Below are 19,188 nucleotides of genomic sequence, written 5' to 3' on the forward strand. Positions count from 1 at the left end.
GCGCACCGTGGAGGTCGCATGCTTTCTTCGGTATTGCCTGTTCACCACCACATGTTGATTCATTTCCAAAGCTGGGCCATTTCGGGACGCATTCACGTTGAAATTTGAGCCACGTTGCCGCTCTATCCTGCTGAATTTTTCAGCACGGGGGAGCAGGAGTGATCAACGTGAGCACATTGAGCAAGTTACGCCGCCTCGTGCTGAGGCAGGACGTGTCGGTGCGCGAGGCCAGCCGGCGCCTGGGCATCTCGCGCAACACAGCCACCAAGTGGCTCAAAGACGGGCAGATGGCCGAACCCCGATACCCGCAGCGGGTGTCGGGCCCCAGCATCCTGGATCCGTACAAGGAGCAGTTGAGCCAATGGCTCAAGGCCGATAGCCATCGCAGCAAACGCGATCGACGCGGGATCAAGGCCATGTTTGAGGCGCTGCGCGCGCAGGGCTACAGCGGCAGCCGAGGGCCGGTCTACGCCTTTGCCCAGCGCTGGCAGCAAGAGCAAGGCAACGCTGCGCGTGGTGCGGGGTTCGTGCCGCTGAGCTTCGAGTTGGGCGAGGCGTTCCAGTTCGACTGGAGCTGCGAGTACCTGTTCATCGGCGGGCTGCGCCGCCGCCTGGAAGTGGCACACACCAAGCTGGCGGCCAGTCGCGCCTTCTGCCTGGTGGCGTACTACAGCCAAGCGCACGAGATGCTGTTCGATGCGCACGCACGGGCGTTCGCCCTCTTCGGTGGCGTGCCCCGGCGGGGCATCTACGACAACATGAAGACCGCTGTGGACAAGGTCGGCCATGGCAAACAGCGCAGCGTCAATGCACGCTTCGAGGCGATGACCGGGCACTACCTGTTCGAGCCGGAGTTCTGCAACCGGGCCGCCGGCTGGGAGAAGGGGGTCGTGGAGAAGAACGTTCAGGATCGGCGCAAGGACATCTGGCGTGAGGCCAGCGAGCGGCGCTGGGGGACGCTTGGTGAACTCAACGACTGGTTGCAGCAGGCCTGCGTGAAGGCCTGGGCTGAGATGAGTCACCCGGAATGGACTCAGCTCACGGTGGCCGATGTCTGGCAGGACGAACGTGCTCGTCTCATGCCCAACCCCCGTGCGTTTGATGGCTACGTGGAGCAGCCGGTACGGGTCTCTGCGACCGCACTGATCCACTTCCAGCGCAACCGCTACAGCGTGCCGTGTGAATGGATTCATGCGGTGGTCAGTCTGCGGGCCTACGCGGATGGCCTGCTGGTGGTCGGGCCCGATGGGCGACAGGTGCGCCTGGCGCGCAGCTTCGAACGTGATCAGACGCTCTACGACTGGATGCATTACATCGCGCTCATCGAGCGAAAGCCCGGCGCGCTGCGCAACGGCGCGCCCTTCAAGACCATGCCCGAGCCACTGCAGGAAATGCAGCGCCAGTTGCTGCGCCACAGCGGTGGCGACAGGGTGATGGCGCAGGTGCTCATGGGGGTGAGCCTGCATGGACTGGAGGCCGTGGTGGTGGCGGTAGAGCTGGCGCTGCAGTCCGGGCGGGTGAGTGCCGAGCACGTGCTCAACGTGCTCTCGCGTCTGAAGGAGCAGCGCGTGCCCGAGCCACCGGTGGCCACGATGCTCAAGCTCAACACGCCGCCACTGGCCAACCTGCAGCGCTACGACGCACTGCGCAACGTCCAGCCTCATGAGGCATCACCGGAGTCCGACCATGCATGACGTCATTGATGCCCTCAAAGCGCTGGGCCTGCACGGCATGGCCAGTGCCTGGCCGGAGGTACTGGGCACCGCCCGCATGAAGTCGCTGGATCATGAGGCCGTGCTGCACCAGCTCATCAAGGCCGAGACCGCTCAGCGTGAGGTGCGTTCCATGGCTTACCAGATGCGCGTGGCGCGCTTCCCTTCGCACCGTGACCTCGCCGGCTTTGACTTCGCCCACGCGCAGCTCGACGAAGCACTGGTGCGCCAGTTGCACACCCTTCGCTTCGTGGAGTCGGCGCACAACGTGGTGCTGGTTGGTGGCCCCGGCACGGGTAAAACCCACCTGGCCACGAGCCTGGGGATCGAGGCCATTCGCATGCATGGCAAGCGGGTGCGCTTCTTCTCAACGGTGGAGCTGGTCAACGCCCTGGAGCTGGAGAAGGCGCAGAACAAGGCCGGGCAAATGGCGCACCGCCTGATGTACGTCGATCTGGTGATCCTGGATGAACTGGGCTACCTGCCATTCACGCAGTCGGGCGGCGCGATGCTGTTCCACCTGCTCTCCAAACTCTATGAGCGAACGAGCGTGGTGATCACCACCAACCTCACCTTCTCGGAGTGGAGCAGCGTCTTTGGAGACGCCAAGATGACCACGGCCTTGCTTGACCGGCTCACGCACCATTGCCACATCGTCGAGACGGGCAACGAGAGCTGGCGATTCAAGCACTCCAGTGCCGCTGGCGCGGCTCCCCCAAAGCAACGCCCAAAGAGCCAGAAAGGAGATCGAAAAACAGCAGACCCGATAGACTTATCCACAACCGAATAGTCAAAGAATCCATCAACCCAGTGGCTCAATATTCAACGTGATCACTGGCTCAGTTGTGCTGATGAATCAACAGTCGGCGTCGCCCAGGGCCAGCAGCACGCCGCGCAGGATGGTGCGCCGCCTACGCCGCATGGCACGCACCCCGTTGCAGCGGCACACAGGCGCAGTCGTTGCCTTGAATGGTCTCGGTGGCGATGGCGTGGCGCATGCGGCCTCACTTTAAACCAGCCCGAAGGGGCGATCGGGGCCGATCCTTTTCGGATCCTGATGACGTAAGCCTTGGTAAAGGCCGCCACGATGCGGCCGCGAGCCGTCAAGATCGCGGCACCCGTGACGGGCGCGGGCTAACGATGGAGGCGTGGGTATGCGTGCAATCGAGCCGTTGCGTGGCGGGTGTCGCTGGGGTGTCGTGCTGGCCGTCGCGGGCCTGATCGGCCTGTCGGCTTGTGGTGGTGGCGGCGGCGCGGACGTGCCCAGCACGCCGACACCACCCGTGCCGCCCACGGCACCGCCGACGACACCCCCGACAGGCGGCGCAAGCTACGGCAATCTGCAGGCCGCATCGCTGGGCCAGGGCGCCAGCCTGAATGGGGCGCTGCCGTTTCCGGCCGACAACGCCTGGAACACGGATGTCTCGGCGGCGCCGGTCGACCCCAACTCGGACGCGCTGATCGCCAGCATCGGGCTCACGCGCGGGCTGCATCCGGACTTCGGCTCGGGGCTGTGGGACGGCGCGCCCATCGGCATTCCCTACGTGGTGGTGGGCGCCGGCCAGCCCAGGGTCAAGGTCACCTTCACCGACTACGGCGACGAGAGCGACCCGGGCCCCTACCCGGTGCCGCGCGATGCGCCCATCGAGGGGCAGCGCGCCGACGGCGGCGCTTTCGGTGGCGACCGCCACGTGCTGGTGATCGACCGCGACGCTAATCGGCTGTACGAGCTGGGCAACGCCTATCCGCAGGCCGATGGCAGCTGGCTGGCCAGTGGCGGCGCGGTGTTTCACCTGGACAGCAACCAGGTGCGCCCGGGCGGCCAGCCGGGCTGGACCAGCGCCGACGCGGCCGGGCTGCCGATCTTTGCCGGCCTGGCGCGCTACGACGAGGCGACAACGGGGGTGATCCGCCACGCCCTGCGCTTTACCGTGAGCCGCACGCGCCGAGCCTATGTGCCACCGGCCACGCACTGGGCCTCAAGCGACACCAGCGCCAGCCTGCCGCCCATGGGCATGCGGGTGCGGCTGAAGGCGGGCTTCGTGATTCCGGCGAACTTCAGCACCGAGTCGCGCGCCATCCTGCAGGCCCTCAAGACCTACGGCATGCTGGTGGCCGACAACGGCTCCAGCTGGTACATCAGCGGCGCGCCGGATGAGCGCTGGAACAACGACGCGCTGCTCCGCGAGCTGGGCAGCGCGAAGGGCGCCGACTTCGAGGTGGTGCGCATGCAGGGCTTGGTGATGCCCTGAGCAAGCGCTACAGTTGGTGACATGTTGCCAGCCCGTTGACACCGACCGGAAGCGAGCCACCCGATGAACATCACCGACCCCATCGTCCGCCAGTGCGCCTTGCGCCCCGATGCGGTCGCGATCATCGAGAACGGCGACGAGACCACCTACGGCCAGCTGCTGCAGCGCATGGCGGCGACGATGGGGCGCCTGCGCGAGGCGGGGGTGCAGCGCCGCCAGCACGTGGCGCTGGACCTGGAATACAGCACCGCCGCCATCGTCGTGCTGCTGGCCTTGTGGCGCCTGGGCGCGGGGGTGTCGTTCATGCGCAGCACCTGGTCGGGGCACGAGAAAAGCGCCGTGATGACGCGCCACGAGGCGGCGTTCGTGATCCACGCCGCCGTGCCGGGCTGGTCCGTGCCCGACCCCAGCTTGCCGGCCTTCACCGGCCTGCTGCTGGGCGACGTGGCCGCCGAGGCCGACGCCGCGCCAGCCTCGGCGCCGGACCTTGCGGACGCGCCGTACGACGCCAGCGACGACATCTGCCTGATCGACACCACGTCGGGCACCACGGGGCTCAAGAAGAGCGTCGCCCTGACGCACGCCGAGTTCTTCGTGCGCCTGGGGCTGGACCAGAAGCTGTGGCTGCCGCTGTCGGAGCGCGTCTTCCTGTCCCTGAGCCTGGAAACCTCGATCGCCAAGACCACCATCGCCCGCCTCCTGGGCACCGGCCGCACGCTGGTGTTCGGCTCGCGCCAGGGCCGCGGCAGCTTCTTCGAGGTCATCGAGCACGACCGGCCGACCCGCATCCTGACCAGCACCGGGATGATCCCGCTGCTGATCGAGCATGCCCGGCGCAACCCGGCGCAGGCCCTGCTGCGCGAGCCCACCACGGCGCCGATCACCGTCACCGGCAGCGAGCTGCCGCTGGCCCAGCTGCAGTGGATGCTGGCGCAGCTGGGCCCCAATGTCGAAGTCCAGCTGGGCTCGACCGAGGCCTCGCAAACCGGCTTCGTCGATGCCCAGACCATCCTGGCGGATCCCAGCATCGGCAGCATCCTGCTGCCCTGGGTGGCCATGGAGGCCCTGGACGAGAACGGGCAGGTGCTGCCGGCCGGCCAGGAGGGCGTCCTGCGGGTGCGCTCGCCCTCGATGGCGCGCGGCTACTACCGCGATCCGCAGGCCACGGCGCAGAGCTTTCGCGGCGGCTGGTTCCATCCGGGTGACATCGGCTCGGTGGATGCCGCCGGCCGCGTGCGCCTGTCCGGCCGCGCCAGCAGCCTGATCAACATGGGGGGCAGCAAGATCAACCCGCTGCTGATCGAGCGGGTGCTCAACGGCCTGCCGGCCGTCCTGGAAAGCGCCGTCGTCACCGCCCGCCGCGACGACACGGCCCGGCCCGTGCTGACGGCCGTCGTGGTGCCGCGCGTGCAGGTCGACAAGCAGCAGCTGACGCAGCAGATCCGCCAGGCCTGCGCCGCCGAGCTGGGTGCGCACTGCGTGCCCGCGGCCGTCGCCTTCGCGGCGGCGCTGCCGCGCAACGCCGGCGGCAAGGTGATGACCGAGGAGCTGGAGCGCCTGGTGGCGGCGATGCTCGGGACCCAGCATGCCTGAGGCCCTGCGCCACTCGCGCCGTCCCAGGCGCCGGGTGCTGCTGGGCGCCGGCCTGGCGGCGCTGCTGCCCGGCGCCATGGCGCAGCCGCCGCTGCGCATCGTCGTGCCCTCGCCGCCCGGCGGCCCGCAGGACAAGCTGGCCCGGCTGCTGGCGCGCCAGCTGTCGGTGATGCGAAACGAACCGGTGCTGGTGGACAACCGCCCGGGCGCGGACTCGGCCATCGCGACCGAGCAGGTCATCGGCGCCCAGCCGCCCGAGCGGAGCCTGCTGATCACGTCCACGGTGCTGGCGCTGGGCGCCGTGCAGGGCAAATTCCACTTCGATCCGTTCACCGACCTCAAGCCCGTCATCCAGGCCGCGGACATGGACCTCATGCTGGTGGCGCGGGCCGACCTGCCGGTGGCCCGCCCCGCCGATCTGATCGCCTACATGAAGGCCGGCCACACCGCGAGCTGCGGCGCCGGGATCGGGCAGATGTTCCTGGCCTGCCTGCAGCTGCGCGAGCAGCTGGGCCCCGGCCTGACCGCGGTTTCGTTCAACGGCATCGCCAAGTTGGTGACGACCCTGCTGGGCGGCCACATCGACATCGGCGTGTTACCGAGCAGCGACGCCAGTGGCCACCTGGCCAACGGGCGCCTGCAGGCGCTGGCGATCAGCGGCCACGCCAGCACGGGCGCCCAGTACGCGCAGCTGCCGCTCATCGACGCCACCTGGCCCGACATCGACCTGAACTCCTACATGGGGCTTTATGCGCCGGCCACGGCCTCGGACGACGCCGTCGCCCGCTGGAACGCGGACCTGAATGCCGTCCTGCAGCGCGAGGACGTCCGGCGCACGCTGGCGACGTTCGACATGAGCCCCGTCGGCGGCAGCCCCGAGGTGCTGAAGGCTAGGCTGCGGCAGAATCGGGCCCACTTCCAGCGCCTCAAGCCGCTGCTGGACGCCGAAGGCCGTTGAGCCCGCCACCCCACCTCGCACGCACCATGCCCATCACCCAAGACAGCGCCGTCACCCTGGCCTACAAGATCACCGACGCCACCACCGGCAAGCCGCTGGACGCGGGCACCACCAGCTACCTGCACGGCGGCTACGACAACCTGTTCCCCAAGGTCGAGGCGGCGTTGGCCGGCCAGGACGTGGGCCACCGCGTCGAGCTGGAGCTGGCCGCCCAGGACGCCTTCGGCGCGCGCGACGAGGCGCTGGTGCGCACCCTGGCCAGGAGCGAGTTCCCGCCCGGCGTGAAGGTGGGCGGCCAGCTGCAGGGCGCGGGGCCCGACGGCCCGGTGGTCTACAACGTGGTCAAGATCAAGGGGCCCGTCGTGCACCTGGACGGCAACCACCCGCTGGCAGGGCACGCCATTCGCTTTGCCGCCACGGTCAAGGCCGTGCGCGCGGCCACCGCCGAGGAGATCGCGCACCGCCACGTGCACGGGGCGCACGGGCATCACCATTGACCGATGCTTTTGTTTTGATAGCTGCTTGCGCTTGTTCAATGCGGGCCAGAACCCGATTTGATTCGTAACGCCAGCCCCGCGCCCCGCCCCACCGGCATGCCCGCCCACCCGCACGCCAGCACGCACGCCCTTGCGCCGCGCCAGGCCTGGGCCATGCTGCTGGCGCTGGCCTGCGCCTTCGTGCTGAGCCAGGCGTTCCGCTCGCTGGCGGCCATCATGGGCCCGCCGCTGATGCGCGAGCTGGGCCTGAGCGCCAGCGAGCTGGGCAACTGGTCGGCGGCCTACCACCTGGCCTTCGGCGTGATGCAGGTGGCCATGGGCATCTCGCTGGACGTGTGGGGCGTGCGCCGCACCATCCTGCTGGCCTTTCCCCTCACCGTGGCCGGCGCGGCGCTGTCGGCGGGCGCGCGCAGCTACGAGGTGCTGATGGCCGGGCAGCTGCTGATCGGCACCGGCTGCTCGCCCGCCTTTCTGGTCTGCACCGTGTTCACCAGCCGGCACTTCGCGCCCGAGCGCTTCACCGCCGTGTCGGGCACGGTGATGAGCATCGGCTACCTGGGCATGCTGCTCACGGCCACACCGCTGGCCTGGCTGATCGAGCGCAGCTCGTGGCGCTGGGGCTTTGCCGTGCTGGCGGGCGCCGCGCTGGCGGCCTGGCTGCTGATCGCCTGGCGCGTGCACGAGCCCGCGCCCGCCCCCGGCGCGGCGCCCGTGCGCGCCTCGCCGCTGGACGCGCTGCGCGGCCTGCTGGGCCTGTTCAAGCTGCCGCACACCCTGGGCATGGTGGCCTACGGCATGGTGGCGTACGCCAGCTTCATCACCATCCGCGGCCTGTGGCTGGGGCCGCTGCTGGTCGAGCGCGCCGGCTTTTCGCTGCTGGCCAGCGGCAACGTCGCACTGGGCATGACGCTGGCCAGCATCGGCAGCCCGGCGCTGTTCGGCCGCATCGCGCCCAGCGGCCGCGGGCGCCAGCGCTGGCTGCTCACCATGGCGCTGGTGGCGGCCCTGCTGGTGGCCACGCTGGGCCTGGTGCAAGTCGCCTGGGTGGACGTGGCGCTGCCGGTGCTGTACGGCCTGTTGTCGGGCTTCACCGTGCTGCAGCACGGCTACGTGCACGAAAGCTACGCGCCGGCGGTGCGCGGGCGCGCGCTGTCGCTGCTGACCATGGCGATGTTTCTGGGCGTGGCGCTGATGCAGTCCGTCAGCGGCCTGGTGGCCGGCTGGGCCCCCGCGCTGGGGCTGGAGCCCTTCAGCGCCGCGCTGCTGTCCATGTCGGCGCTGCTGCTGGCGGGGGCGGCGGCGTTCGGGTGGCTGCCGCGCGCCGTGACGAGTTGACACCGACAACGGCCCGCCCCGGCCGCATCGGGGGCATACTGGCCGCATGAGCAAGACCCTGTTGACCCTTCCCGTGGCCAGCGCCCTGCTGGCCACCGCGCTCGCCCTGCTGGCCGGCTGCACCGAGCTGCCGCGCAACCCCGACGCCGCCGCGCGACCGGGCGTGACGGTGTACGGCACGGTGGACGCGGGCGTCAGCCGCACCGGCAAGTAGCCGGCGTCGATAGCTATTTGTTTGATAGCTGATGACGCTTGGCGGACACCGGCCACAGCCCGATTGGACATGAAAAGCCCGGCCCGCCCATGTTCCGCCTGACGCAAGCCCCCAACCTCGCCATCGCCCAGGTCTGGGCCGACCTGCTGTGCGAGGCCGGCTACGCGGCGACGGTGGAGCGGCGCTACCTCAGCAGCATCGCCGGCGAGCTGCCGCCCGACCAGTGCCGCCCCGAGATCTGGCTGCGCCACGCCGAGCACGAGGCCGCCGCGCGCCAGCTGCTGGATGACCTGGCCCACCTGCCGCAGCGGCGCTGGCACTGCGCGCGCTGCGGCGAGTGGGTGGAAGGCGGCTTCGAGCAGTGCTGGAACTGCGGGGCGTGGATGCCGCGCGACGAAGCCGAACCCGCCACGCGGTGAGTCATCGCCGCACCAGCCCCCGACTCGGTCGACTGGGGCGCCGCGTCATCGGCGCCCATGCTTGAATCGATCAGCGCTTGCGCGACCGGCCCAGCCAGCCGACGCCAACCAGAGTCAGGCTGAGCAGAACCAAGGCACCCTCTCCCAATGTCGGCACCGGTGCAATCGCTGCCGGCGCAGCAGCCCCGCGGACGACCAACTGCTCATAATTGGAATCTTCTCCGGGCGCCGCCCAATGATCCCCACCCTGTCCCAGGCCATCACCCCAATCGCAATGGTGGTAGCTGGTGGAAAAATATGGCGCCGCACAGGCGGCGGGTCCTGTCGAGTTCGCGCCGTTAAAAGTTGCACCACTGACAGGATCGGTGCCGCCCTGCGGCACGTTGGCGCCCGCCTTCATGAAGTCGGTGGCCAGCGGCGCGTTGGCCAGTTCACCCGCCGTAGGCAAACGCCAGCCTTGGGTCGACTGATAGCTCAGATCGAAGCTACTACTAGCAGCCGACACCGGAGAAGCCCAAGCCCAGTCCAGGCCCCCCTTGGTGATGTAGGCGCTGGCCGGCACCGGTGAATCCAGAAAGGCCGCCGACGCGCTGAGGGCGACGCTGCCCAAGCCGAGCAGCACGAGGTGCCGGGCTGAACGAATCAACGAATGCATCCCCATCATCCTCTCTCCTTGTCAAAAATCAGAGCGTGCCCGCAAGCGACATAGGCGCTGCATGCCTCGCGCCGCTTTTAGCCGTTGCATTTTGTCATTGCAAGCCGGATGGAGACAAAGAGTTTTTTTGACCTATATCATTATCTCAATGACAAAAGCCAGACCGTTGCACCCAATGGTTGATGCATTTTTACTGCATTCGATCATCTTCCTGTCGGTGGAACAATGAACGGCGCCCGTAGGCTGTTGCCCACCCACCGTCACTTCCAGCGCAGCGGCTCCACGCCGACGCTGCCGCGCGCGCTGGACAGGGTCAGCACGCCTTCGTGCAGCGTGGCCTGCAGCTGCATGCTGCGCTCGGCCAGCTGCGCCAGCGCCTGGGCGTCGGCGGCGGCGATGCGCCACACCTGCAGCTTGTCCAGCCGCGCCAGCTTGCCCTCGATGCCGCGCCACCACACCTCGGCGGCCGGGCCGTGGGCGTAGACGATGACCTGGTCGGCCTTGCTGCAGGCCTTGGCCAGCGGCTTGTCCTCGGGCTGGCCGACCTCGATCCACAGGCGCGTGCGGCCGGTGAAGTCCTGCAGCTGCACGTCGGGTTCGTCGGGGCTTGACAGGCCCGCGCCAAAGCCGATGCGCGCGTCACCGCCGCACAGGGCCTGCACCTGGTGGGCGTTCAGCGCCAGCGCGGCCAGCCGCACCATCATGCGCTCATCGGTCTCGCTGGGGTGGCGCGCCAGCGTCAGCTGCAGGTCGGTGTAGTGGCCGTGGTCGATGTCGGCCAGCTGAACGTCGGCCTTGAAGATGGTCGCCTTGAGGGCCATCAGACGCGCCGCGCCAGCTCGGCCGCCTGCCCCACGTAGGTGGCGGGCGTGAGCGCCAGCAGGCGGTCCTTCTCGGCCTGCGGGATGTCGAGCGCGCGGATCAGCCCGTGCAGCGCCTCGCGCGTGACCTGCTGGCCGCGCGTGACTTCCTTCAGCTTCTCGTACGCGCCGGGCACGCCGAAGCGGCGCATCACGGTCTGGATGGGCTCGGCCAGCACCTCCCAGGCGCCGTCTAGGTCAAAGGCCAGGCGCTCCGCGTTCAGCTCCAGCTTGTTCAGCCCCGTCAGCAGCGACTGGTAGGCCAGCACCGCATGGCCCAGCGCCACGCCCATGTTGCGCAGCACGGTGGAGTCGGTCAGGTCGCGCTGCCAGCGGCTGATGGGCAGCTTGTCGGCCAGGTGGCGCAGCAGCGCGTTGGCCAGGCCCAGGTTGCCCTCGGCGTTCTCGAAGTCGATCGGGTTGACCTTGTGCGGCATGGTGGAGCTGCCGATCTCGCCCGCCTTGGTCTTTTGCTTGAAGTAGCCCAGGCTGATGTAGCCCCACACGTCGCGCGCCAGGTCGATGCACACGGTGTCGGCGCGCGCGATGGCGTCGAACAGCTCGGCCATGTAGTCGTGCGACTCGATCTGGGTGCTGTAGGGCTGGAACGCCAGGCCCAGCCCGGCGGGCTCGTCGGCCTCGACCACGCGGCGGCTGAAGGCCTCCCAGTCGAACGCCGGCCAGGCCGCCAGATGCGCGTTGTAGTTGCCCACGGCGCCGTTCATCTTGGCCAGCAGCCGCACCTGCGCGATGCGCTCGCGCGCGGCCTGCAGGCGCACCACGACGTTGGCCAGCTCCTTGCCCACCGTGGTGGGGCTGGCGGTCTGCCCGTGCGTGCGGCTGAGCATGGGCACGCCGGCGTGCTGGTGGGCCAGCGCGCGCAGGCGCTCGATCACCGCATCCAGCCCCTGCAGCAGCACGGCGCGCCCGGCCTTGAGCTGCAGCGCGTGGCTGGTGTTGTTGATGTCCTCGCTGGTGCAGGCGAAGTGCACGAACTCGGCCGCGGCCTGCAGCTCGGGCTGGCCTTCGAACTTGCCCTTGATCCAGTACTCGACGGCCTTGACGTCGTGGTTGGTGGTGCGCTCGATGGCCTTGATGGCGGCACCGTCGGCTGCGGAAAAATCGCGCAGCAGGCCCAGCAGGTAAGCGCGCGCGGCAGGCGACAGCGGCTTGAACTGCTCGAAGCCCGCGTCGGACAGGGCAACGAACCAGGTCAGCTCGACCTGCACGCGATAGCGCATGTAGCCCAGCTCGCCCATGTGCGGGCGCAGGGCGTCCAGCTTGGCGGCGTAGCGCCCATCGAGCGGCGAGAGAGCGGTGAGCGCGGTCAGATCCATGGCGCCGATTGTAGAAGCGCCCTGTCGCCCCCGGCCCCGCGCGCTGCCCCTAAAATGGCGGCGCCCCGGGGCTTCCCGGCCATCCACAGCAACGCTCCATGACCATGCGATTGATCGGTGCCATCACCAGCCCCTACGTGCGCAAGGTGCGCGTGGTGCTGGCCGAGAAGAAGCTGGACTACCAGTTCGTGCAGGAGAACGTCTGGGCCGACGACACCGCCATCGCCAGCGCCAACCCGCTGGGCAAGGTGCCCTGCCTGGTGATGGACGGGCAGGACGCGGTGTTCGACTCGCGCGTGATCGTGGACTACCTGGACACGCTCTCGCCGGTGGGCAAGCTGATCCCGCCGCCCGGACGCGAGCGCGTGGAGGTCAAGACCTGGGAGGCGCTGGCCGACGGCCTGCTGGACGCGGCCATCCTGGCGCGGCTGGAAAAGACCTGGCCCGGCCGCGCCGAGGGCGAGCGCAGCCAGGCCTGGATCGATCGGCAGATGGGCAAGGTGGACAGCGCGCTGGCGGCGATGAGCGCCGGCCTGGCCGACAAGCCCTGGTGCGCGGCAGGCGTGCACATGACGCTGGCCGACATCGCCGTCGGCTGCGCGCTGGGCTACCTGGATTTCCGCTTTGCCGAACTCGACTGGCGCGCGCGCCACGCCAACCTGGCGCGCCTGCTGGACGACCGGCTGATGCTGCGCGCCAGCTTCGTCGACACCCGCCCCGAATAAACCCCGCCGCCTGGCCCGCCCGCCCATGGAGGCGGGCTGGTGCACGGCCCGCGCCGGGCCAATCCACGCCCCCAAAACAAACGCGCCGCATCGGCCCGAAGGCGGATGCGGCGCGGCCAGAATAAAAATGCTGCCGAGGCGGCCTGAAGCGAAGGAGGAGGAGGGAGGGAGGAGGAAAAGCGCTTCAGGTTTTCAGTCGGCGTGAAGCCCAAAGGGCTCGGCAGCGTCAAGGCAATCGGAGGAGTCATTCACGCGTTGCAGCCGTGCGAGCCGCCAAGATACTGCAAAGTTCCGACGGTGGGCCTTGGCCTGGGTAAAAAAATGTGAAGCGGGGCCGCGCGCTGCGGCAGGATTTCACGCCAGCGCCGCCCCGGCGGCATCGCCCAGAGTGAAGGCCTCCTCGAAGATCGAATAGCCCGACCAGTCGGCGTGGGCAAAAGCCAGCCGCGGTGCGTCGTCGAAGATCAGCGGCACCGCCACGGTGCGGGCGCGCCCGGCGCTGGCGGCTGCACGCACCTGTGCCACCTGCGCCAGCGTGCCCGGCACCGGCACCGCCATGGCGTGGCCGTAGCGCACCAGGTCCATGCGCAGCGTCTTGTCGATCAAATCGGGGTGGGCGGCGCCCAGCTCGGCCAGGATGGCGTCGCGCCAGTCGGTCCAGGGGCGCTGCAGCAGCTGCGCACGGCCGTCCGGCACGTCGCCCAGCGCGCGGTAGTAGGTCAGCACGGTGGGGCCGGGCACGGGCGACAGGCTTTGGTGCCGGGCGTCCACGTAGCCCAGGCCGGCCGCGCCGTACAGCACGTTGTCCCAGCTGGGCGCGGCGCCGGGGCGGTCCTGCAGCGGCGCGCGCAGGCGCAGGTTGGCCACCAGCCAGGGGGCGGTGCGCAGCCCCTGGGCGCGGGCGCGCAGGGCAGCGGGCGCCGGGTCCGCCACGCGCGCGGCCAGCCACGCCGGCAGCGCCACCACCGCCTGCCGCGCCTGCCAGCGCTCCAGCCGGCCGCTGGGCGCGTGCAGCGCATCCACCGTCACGCCGTGGCGGTCGGGCGCGATGCGGCCCACCACGCGCGCGGCCTGCAGGCGCTCGCCCAGCGGCGCGGCCAGGCGCTCGGCCAGCCAGCCGTTGCCCTGCGGCCAGGTCAGCACGGCCTCGTCGTCGTCGCCGGGCGCGTCCTGGCCCGGCGCCTGAAAGCCGTGCCGGCTGGCAAAGTAGTGCAGGCCGGCCCAGGCCGACACGCTGGCCAGGCCCGCGCCGTAGTCGTCACGGCAGCAGTAGTCCAGGTACCAGCGCAGGGGCGCGTCGTCCAGCCCGCTCTGCGTCAGCCATGCTTCGAATGTGATAGCGTCTTGCGCAAGCTGGATGCCGGCGAAAGACGATTTTTGCACTGGAATGGCGTAGTGCGCGGCCTGCTGCGCGGCACGCACCAGCTGGGCAAAGCGGCGGTACTGCGCCAGCGTGCCCTCGCCCACGCCCTGCACGGGCAGCAGCCCGGCCTGCCACTGGCCGCCAAAGAACAGGCGCTCCTGCGGGCTGTGGCACAGGGCCTGCTCGTCGTACTGCCAGCGCCCGGCCACGCGCTGGCGCAGGCCCAGCTCCTCCAGCAGGTCCTGCACGGCGGGCGCGTCGTCGCCCGGCAGCGGCAGGTAGTGCGCGCCCTGCGGGCAGGCGATGCCCATCACCTGGGTGCCGCGGCTGTTGCCGCCGGCGCGGTCTTCCAACTCCAGCAGGGCGAAGTCCTCGTGCCCGGCCCGGCGCAGCGCGCGCGCGGCGGCCAAGCCGGCAATGCCGCCGCCGACGATGAGGGTGTGCACGCGCCGCTGCACGTCGGGCGCGCGCGTGGGCCAGGGCTGGCGCAGCAGGTGGCCGCGCGCATCGCCGATGCCGGTGAAGCCGCCGTCGATGGCATCCGGCGCCGGCCGCGCGCAGGCCGCCGCCAGCGCCGCGCCAGCCCCGGCGGCCAGCACCGAGCGGCGGCGCAGGGCCGTCATGGATGGACCTGGCCCCATTCCTGCTCGTAGGTATGCACCAGCACCTGGTTGGACAGGCGGTTGACGGCGGCCGGCACGCGCGCCATGTCGGGCGCGAAGTCGAACAGCAGCGGCAGCGAGGGCACATCGAGAAAGCGCAGGCCCGCCGGCAGCGCCGTGGGCCAGCGCCAGGGCCGGCGGCTGGCGATGACGAAGCCCCATTCGCCAAAGCTGGGCACGTGGGCGTGGTAGGGCGTGGCCGTCAGGCCCACCGATTCGATGGTCTGCACCACGGTCCAGAAGCTGCGCCTGGCGATCAGCGGCGAGGTGGTCTGGACGACGGCGTAGCCGCTGGCGGCCAGGCGCCGCTCGAGCAGGCCGTAGAAGCTGTTGGTGTAGAGCTTGCCGATGGCGAAGTTGGTGGGGTCGGGGAAGTCCACCACGATCACATCGAAGAAATCTTGGCCCCCACGCTCCCCCGCTTGCGCGAGGTCCGCTGCCCCCCCAGGGGGCCGCACCCCGCCTTCGGGCGGCCGGGCGGCGGGGTCACCCTCCTGCAGCCACTGGAAGGCATCGGTGTTGACGATGTGCACCCGGGGGTCGCTCAGCGAATGCTGGTTGAGCTGTGCCAGCTGCGGCGTGTCGCGAAACAGCCCGGTCATGGCCGGGTCCAGCTCCACCAGCGTGACCGACTCGACCGTGGGGTACTTCAGGATTTCGCGCACCGCCATGCCGTCGCCGCCGCCCAGCACCGCCACCCGGCGCGGCGCGCCCTGGGCCGCCATGGCGGGGTGCACCAGCGCCTCGTGGTAGCGGTATTCGTCGCGCTGGGCGAACTGCAGGTTGCCGTTGAGGAACAGGCGGTAGCCGCCGCGCCCGTGCGTGACCACGATGCGCTGGTAGGGCGAGCTGTGGGCGAAGGCAATGGGGTCCTGGTACAGGCGCTCCTCGGCCAGCGTGGTGATCTGCCCGGCCCCCGCCATGCCCGCGCACAGCAGCGCCCCCACCAGCGCGCAGGCGGCACCGAACTCGCGCCGGCGCGGCAGCTCATGGCGAAACAGCCACAGCGCCCAGACGGCGACGGCCGCGTTCATCAGGCCGAACAGAAAACCCGTGCGGATCAGGCCCAGCCGGGGCACCAGCAGCAGCGGAAAGGCCAGCGACACCGCCAGCGCGCCCAGGTAGTCGAAGGTGAGCACCTGGCTGACCAGGTCCTTGAGCTGCACGTCGCGCCGCAGGATGCGCATGACCAGCGGAATCTCCAGCCCCACCAGCGCACCCACCGCCAGCACCATGCCGTACAGCAGCGGCCGAAACGCCCCCGGCACCGTGGCGTTGGCCATGAACAGCACCGCCGGCAGCGCGCCGCCCAGCAGGGCGATCAGCAGCTCGATGCGCAGGAAGTGCGCCGGCAGCTCGCGCTCGAAATGGCGCGACAGCCACGAGCCCACGCCCATGGCGAACAGGTAGGTGCCGATGACGGTGGAAAACTGCAGCACCGAGTCGCCCAGCAGGTACGAGGCCAGCGCGCCCGCCGCCAGCTCGTACAGCAGCCCGCAGGCGGCCACCACGAACACGCTGGCCAGCAGCGCGACGGCGATGGGGCGGGGGGTGCCGCGCGCGGGCGCGTCGGGCGTGAACGGCAAGGCGCTCATGAGGGAAGACGGCAGCGCCCGTGATTGGGGCGCGGGAATCCAGGTCGGCGAATCAATGAATCGCCGCCGCCACGATGATGCTGATGCCCAGGCACATGGCGGCCACGACCAGGGCCAGGGCGCGGTTGTGCTTTTCGACGATCTCCAGCCACAGGTTGTAGGGCGTGATCTTGTCGATGATGATGAAGCACAGCCAGAAGATCACCACGCCGATGAGGGCGTAGACGAGCGAGCCGACCAGGGCGGCGGGTTTGAGCCATTCGGTTTCCATGGAAGCACCTCCTTGGGTAGGAAAAAGTCTGTCTATTTGTGGCTGCCGCCGCTGGAGTAGCCGCCGTAGGAGCCGCCCGAGCTGCGGCCGTAGCCGCCCGATGAGCCTGCGCAGCTGTCGAGGATGGAAGCGATGACGACGAAAATGATGATGATGACGATGATCGTCATGCAGCCCACGCCCTTGGAGGCGACGAAGGGGCCGACGGTGTTGCGCTCGAAGGGCTCTTTCTGGCCGGGCAGGCCAAAGGCGGCGGCCACGGTGGCGGCGCTGAGCCGGCTGCCGTAGGACCAGGTGATTTCGCCCGGCGTTTGCTCCATCGACAGCAGGCCGCCCGCGTTGGCGTAGTCGCGGTTGATGGTTTTCTGCCCGCGCTGCACGGGCCAGTAGAACTCGCCCAGCACGTAGCTGGTTTGGGCGCTGTAGCTCGATTGCAGCTGATAGGTCTTGCCCAGGTAGCTGGCGCTGCGCCCGCCGGCGCCCAGCCTGGGTGCGCCGGTGGCGGTGCGCACCAGGCTCCAGCCGTCCTCGGCGTCCACCAGGAAGGCAAAGCCGCGCTGGCGGTTGTAGAGCAGGTATTCGGTCCAGCCGAAGAACTCGTCGTCGCCCGGCTCCTGCCCCAGGCGGTGCTGAAAGCCCACCACCTGCCAGGACGAGCCCTCCAACTGGCCGGTGCGGCCCAGCGCGATCAGCGGCTGCACCGGCTCGTCCTGCAGCGCGTGGCGCAGCTCGCCGCCCACGCCGCCGTCCAGCGTGATCAGGCTGGCGCAGGTGGGGCAGGTGATGCTCTTGGTGCTGTCCAGCTTGACCAGCACCGGCGCGCCGCAATTGGGGCAGGCAAACTGGCGCGCGCCCTCCTGCTTGACGGCATCGTCGGCCAGGCCGGTGAGCTGCAGGTCCTCCAGCCGCACGCTGCGGCCGCGCTCCACGCGCGGGGGCTGCAGCGCGTAGTCGATGGACAGCACCTCGCCGTCCTCGCTGCGCAGCTCGACCATGGCAAAGGGCTGGCCCAGGGGCGCCAGCCGGGGCAGCTCGCCCTGGGCCGCCACCAGTTGCGCCGGCCCGGCGGCAGCCACGCTGAAGGCCTTGCCGGCCAGGGTGGCGCTGCGGCCGACCTGCCAGGCATCCGCCGGGGGCAGCGCATCGGGCACGGCGGCCTCGCGCGTGAAGACGTAGGCGCCGTTGTCCTCGCCCAGCGTGGCAGTGCTGCCGTCTTGCAGCAGGGCGTTCCACTCGGCCCAGCGGCCCTCGCCGCCCTGGTATTGCAGCCGGCCGATCAGCGTGAAGCCCTGGCCGTCGATGCGGCCGGCCGCGCCCAGTTGCAGCGGGCTGTGGTCGTCGAAGACCTCGGCCATCTTGCCGATGCGCTGCAGCACCTCGCCGCTGCGCACCACCGTGCTGTGGCAATAGCCGCAGACGGCGTGCGTGGACTGCGCGCTCAGGAACTCCACCGGCGCGCCGCAGCCGGGGCAGGGCGCGCGGTAGCGGCGCTGCGGGGCGTCGGTGGCCATCTTATGAATGTTTTATGCCACCGGCCCGCATCCACAAAGCGCCAGCAGCTATTGTTTTTGCAGCTTTCAGACCAGCTTCTTGAGCAGCTCGGCCTTCTTGGCGTTGAACTCGTCGTCGGTCAGGATGCCCTTGGCCTTCAGCTCGCCCAGCTTCTCCAGCGTGGCCATCACGTCCTCGGGCCGCACGCCCGCGGGCGCCGCCGTGCCGGCCGCTGCTGCGCTCGCGCCGCCCTGCAGCGCCGACTGCATGCTCTGCGCCAGCACCTGCCCCATGGCCACGCCGGCGCCCATGCCCAGGCCGGCGCCGGCCAGCCCGCCGGCGTCGCCGCCCGCGCCCACGCCCTTGGCCATCTCGGGAATGGCCTGCGCGGTCTGGTACTGCATGAACCGGCCCATGTCGCCGCCGACCATGCCCATGCCGATCTTCTGGTCCAGCACCTTCTGCAGCTCGTCGGGCAGCGAGATGCTTTGCACCGTGGTGGCCTCCAGCTTCAGGCCATAGGCCTGCATGGCGGGCGCCAGCGCGCTGGCCAGGGCCTGCGCAAAGGCCTGCTGGTTGGCCGCCAGGTCCAGGAAGGGGATGTTGCTTTGCGCGATGCCGGTGGCGATGTTCTGCATGATCAGCCCGCGCAGCTGGCCGTCCAGGTCGGCCACGGTGTAGACGTCGCGCGTGCCCGAGATTTCGGTGTAGAAGACCTTGGGGTCGGCCACGCGGTAGGCGTAGTTGCCGAAGGCGCGCAGGCGCACGGCGCCGAACTCCTTGTCGCGCACGGTGATGGGCTGCGGCGTGCCCCACTTCTGGTCCACCTGCTGGCGCGTGCTGAAGAAGTACACGTCGCTCTTGAACGGCGACTGGAACAGCTTGTCCCAGTTCTTCAGGTAGGTCAGCACCGGCAGCGTCTGCGTGGTCAGCTTGTGCGTGCCGGGGCCGAACACGTCGGCCACCTGGCCCTCGTTGACGAACAGCGCCATCTGCGACTCGCGCACCACCAGCTGCGCGCCGGTCTGGATCTCCATGTCCTGCATCGGATAGCGCCAGGCCAGCGTGCCGTCGCCTTCTTCCGTCCATTCCAGGATGTCGATGAACTGTTTCTTGATGAAATCCATCAGCGCCATGGCCGTGCCTCTCCTATTGGATGAAATGTCGGCGCATGATACGGGCTGCCGGGTGGGGCGTACAGGCATATTTCCTACAATCGGCGCCCCGCCCCCGACCGGAGACTCCCCGC

At 69.6% G+C, this 19,188-nt stretch carries 18 protein-coding genes; 10 read left to right on the top strand and 8 right to left on the bottom strand.

Annotated features, from left to right (window positions below; translation table 11 throughout):
• The first annotated feature begins 167 nt into the window (after positions 1–167).
• From H6927_03390 to H6927_03430, 9 genes are all read left to right on the top strand, one after another.
• Complete coding sequence (locus H6927_03390; GenBank protein MCP5217131.1) at positions 168–1,694, top strand: IS21 family transposase; 1,527 nt, start codon at positions 168–170, stop codon at positions 1,692–1,694.
• Positions 1,663–2,502: an ATP-binding protein gene (locus H6927_03395; GenBank protein ID MCP5217132.1), complete on the top strand. Its 840-nt coding sequence runs from the start codon at positions 1,663–1,665 to the stop codon at positions 2,500–2,502. The genes H6927_03390 and H6927_03395 overlap by 32 nt, the downstream gene beginning before the upstream one ends.
• 364 nt (positions 2,503–2,866) lie before the next feature.
• Positions 2,867–3,964 carry a hypothetical protein gene (locus H6927_03400; GenBank protein MCP5217133.1) on the top strand — a complete coding sequence of 366 codons (1,098 nt, stop codon included), beginning with the start codon at positions 2,867–2,869 and terminating at the stop codon, positions 3,962–3,964.
• A 63-nt stretch (positions 3,965–4,027) separates the two neighbouring features.
• On the top strand, positions 4,028–5,557 hold the full coding sequence (locus H6927_03405) for an acyl--CoA ligase (protein MCP5217134.1): 1,530 nt from the start codon (positions 4,028–4,030) through the stop codon (positions 5,555–5,557).
• Positions 5,550–6,515 carry a tripartite tricarboxylate transporter substrate binding protein gene (locus tag H6927_03410; GenBank protein ID MCP5217135.1) on the top strand — a complete coding sequence of 322 codons (966 nt, stop codon included), beginning with the start codon at positions 5,550–5,552 and terminating at the stop codon, positions 6,513–6,515. Before H6927_03405 ends, H6927_03410 begins: the two co-directional genes overlap by 8 nt.
• Positions 6,516–6,541: 26 nt before the next feature.
• Positions 6,542–7,012, top strand: a complete 471-nt coding sequence (locus tag H6927_03415) for a peptidylprolyl isomerase (protein ID MCP5217136.1) — start codon at positions 6,542–6,544, stop codon at positions 7,010–7,012.
• Positions 7,013–7,165: 153 nt separating this feature from the next.
• Positions 7,166–8,347: an MFS transporter gene (locus H6927_03420; GenBank protein MCP5217137.1), complete on the top strand. Its 1,182-nt coding sequence runs from the start codon at positions 7,166–7,168 to the stop codon at positions 8,345–8,347.
• 46 nt (positions 8,348–8,393) lie between these two features.
• On the top strand, positions 8,394–8,561 hold the full coding sequence (locus tag H6927_03425) for a hypothetical protein (GenBank protein ID MCP5217138.1): 168 nt from the start codon (positions 8,394–8,396) through the stop codon (positions 8,559–8,561).
• Between the two features lie 89 nt (positions 8,562–8,650).
• A complete protein-coding gene (locus H6927_03430; GenBank protein MCP5217139.1) occupies positions 8,651–8,980 on the top strand; it encodes a DUF2007 domain-containing protein in 330 nt (109 codons plus the stop codon).
• Between the two features lie 70 nt (positions 8,981–9,050).
• On the opposite strand, the gene H6927_03435 is transcribed toward H6927_03430, so the two are convergent.
• The 3 genes from H6927_03435 to purB all read right to left on the bottom strand — a co-directional run bounded on the left by H6927_03435 (position 9,051) and on the right by purB (position 11,832).
• Positions 9,051–9,635: an IPTL-CTERM sorting domain-containing protein gene (locus H6927_03435; GenBank protein MCP5217140.1), complete on the bottom strand. Its 585-nt coding sequence runs from the start codon at positions 9,633–9,635 to the stop codon at positions 9,051–9,053.
• Positions 9,636–9,895: 260 nt separating this feature from the next.
• Positions 9,896–10,456, bottom strand: coding sequence for a YaeQ family protein (locus tag H6927_03440; protein ID MCP5217141.1), 561 nt, complete (start codon positions 10,454–10,456; stop codon positions 9,896–9,898).
• A complete protein-coding gene (gene purB, locus H6927_03445) occupies positions 10,456–11,832 on the bottom strand; it encodes an adenylosuccinate lyase (GenBank protein ID MCP5217142.1) in 1,377 nt (458 codons plus the stop codon). Before purB ends, H6927_03440 begins: the two co-directional genes overlap by 1 nt.
• A 104-nt stretch (positions 11,833–11,936) precedes the next feature.
• Between purB and H6927_03450 the strand changes: the two genes are divergently transcribed.
• Complete coding sequence (locus tag H6927_03450; GenBank protein ID MCP5217143.1) at positions 11,937–12,557, top strand: glutathione S-transferase N-terminal domain-containing protein; 621 nt, start codon at positions 11,937–11,939, stop codon at positions 12,555–12,557.
• Between the two features lie 354 nt (positions 12,558–12,911).
• On the opposite strand, the gene H6927_03455 is transcribed toward H6927_03450, so the two are convergent.
• The 5 genes from H6927_03455 to H6927_03475 all read right to left on the bottom strand — a co-directional run bounded on the left by H6927_03455 (position 12,912) and on the right by H6927_03475 (position 19,075).
• A complete protein-coding gene (locus H6927_03455) occupies positions 12,912–14,543 on the bottom strand; it encodes an FAD-dependent oxidoreductase (protein MCP5217144.1) in 1,632 nt (543 codons plus the stop codon).
• Positions 14,540–16,177, bottom strand: a complete 1,638-nt coding sequence (locus H6927_03460) for a polyamine aminopropyltransferase (GenBank protein MCP5217145.1) — start codon at positions 16,175–16,177, stop codon at positions 14,540–14,542. The genes H6927_03455 and H6927_03460 overlap by 4 nt, the downstream gene beginning before the upstream one ends.
• A gap of 52 nt (positions 16,178–16,229) precedes the next feature.
• Positions 16,230–16,448, bottom strand: coding sequence for a DUF350 domain-containing protein (locus H6927_03465; GenBank protein MCP5217146.1), 219 nt, complete (start codon positions 16,446–16,448; stop codon positions 16,230–16,232).
• A gap of 32 nt (positions 16,449–16,480) precedes the next feature.
• A complete protein-coding gene (locus tag H6927_03470) occupies positions 16,481–17,959 on the bottom strand; it encodes a DUF4178 domain-containing protein (GenBank protein MCP5217147.1) in 1,479 nt (492 codons plus the stop codon).
• A gap of 66 nt (positions 17,960–18,025) precedes the next feature.
• Positions 18,026–19,075 (bottom strand): SPFH domain-containing protein, encoded by a 1,050-nt coding sequence (locus H6927_03475; GenBank protein MCP5217148.1) that lies wholly within the window; start codon positions 19,073–19,075, stop codon positions 18,026–18,028.
• Positions 19,076–19,188: the final 113 nt, after the last annotated feature.

Source organism: Burkholderiaceae bacterium (genome assembly GCA_024235995.1).
Lineage (GTDB): Bacteria > Pseudomonadota > Gammaproteobacteria > Burkholderiales > Burkholderiaceae_C > Ottowia.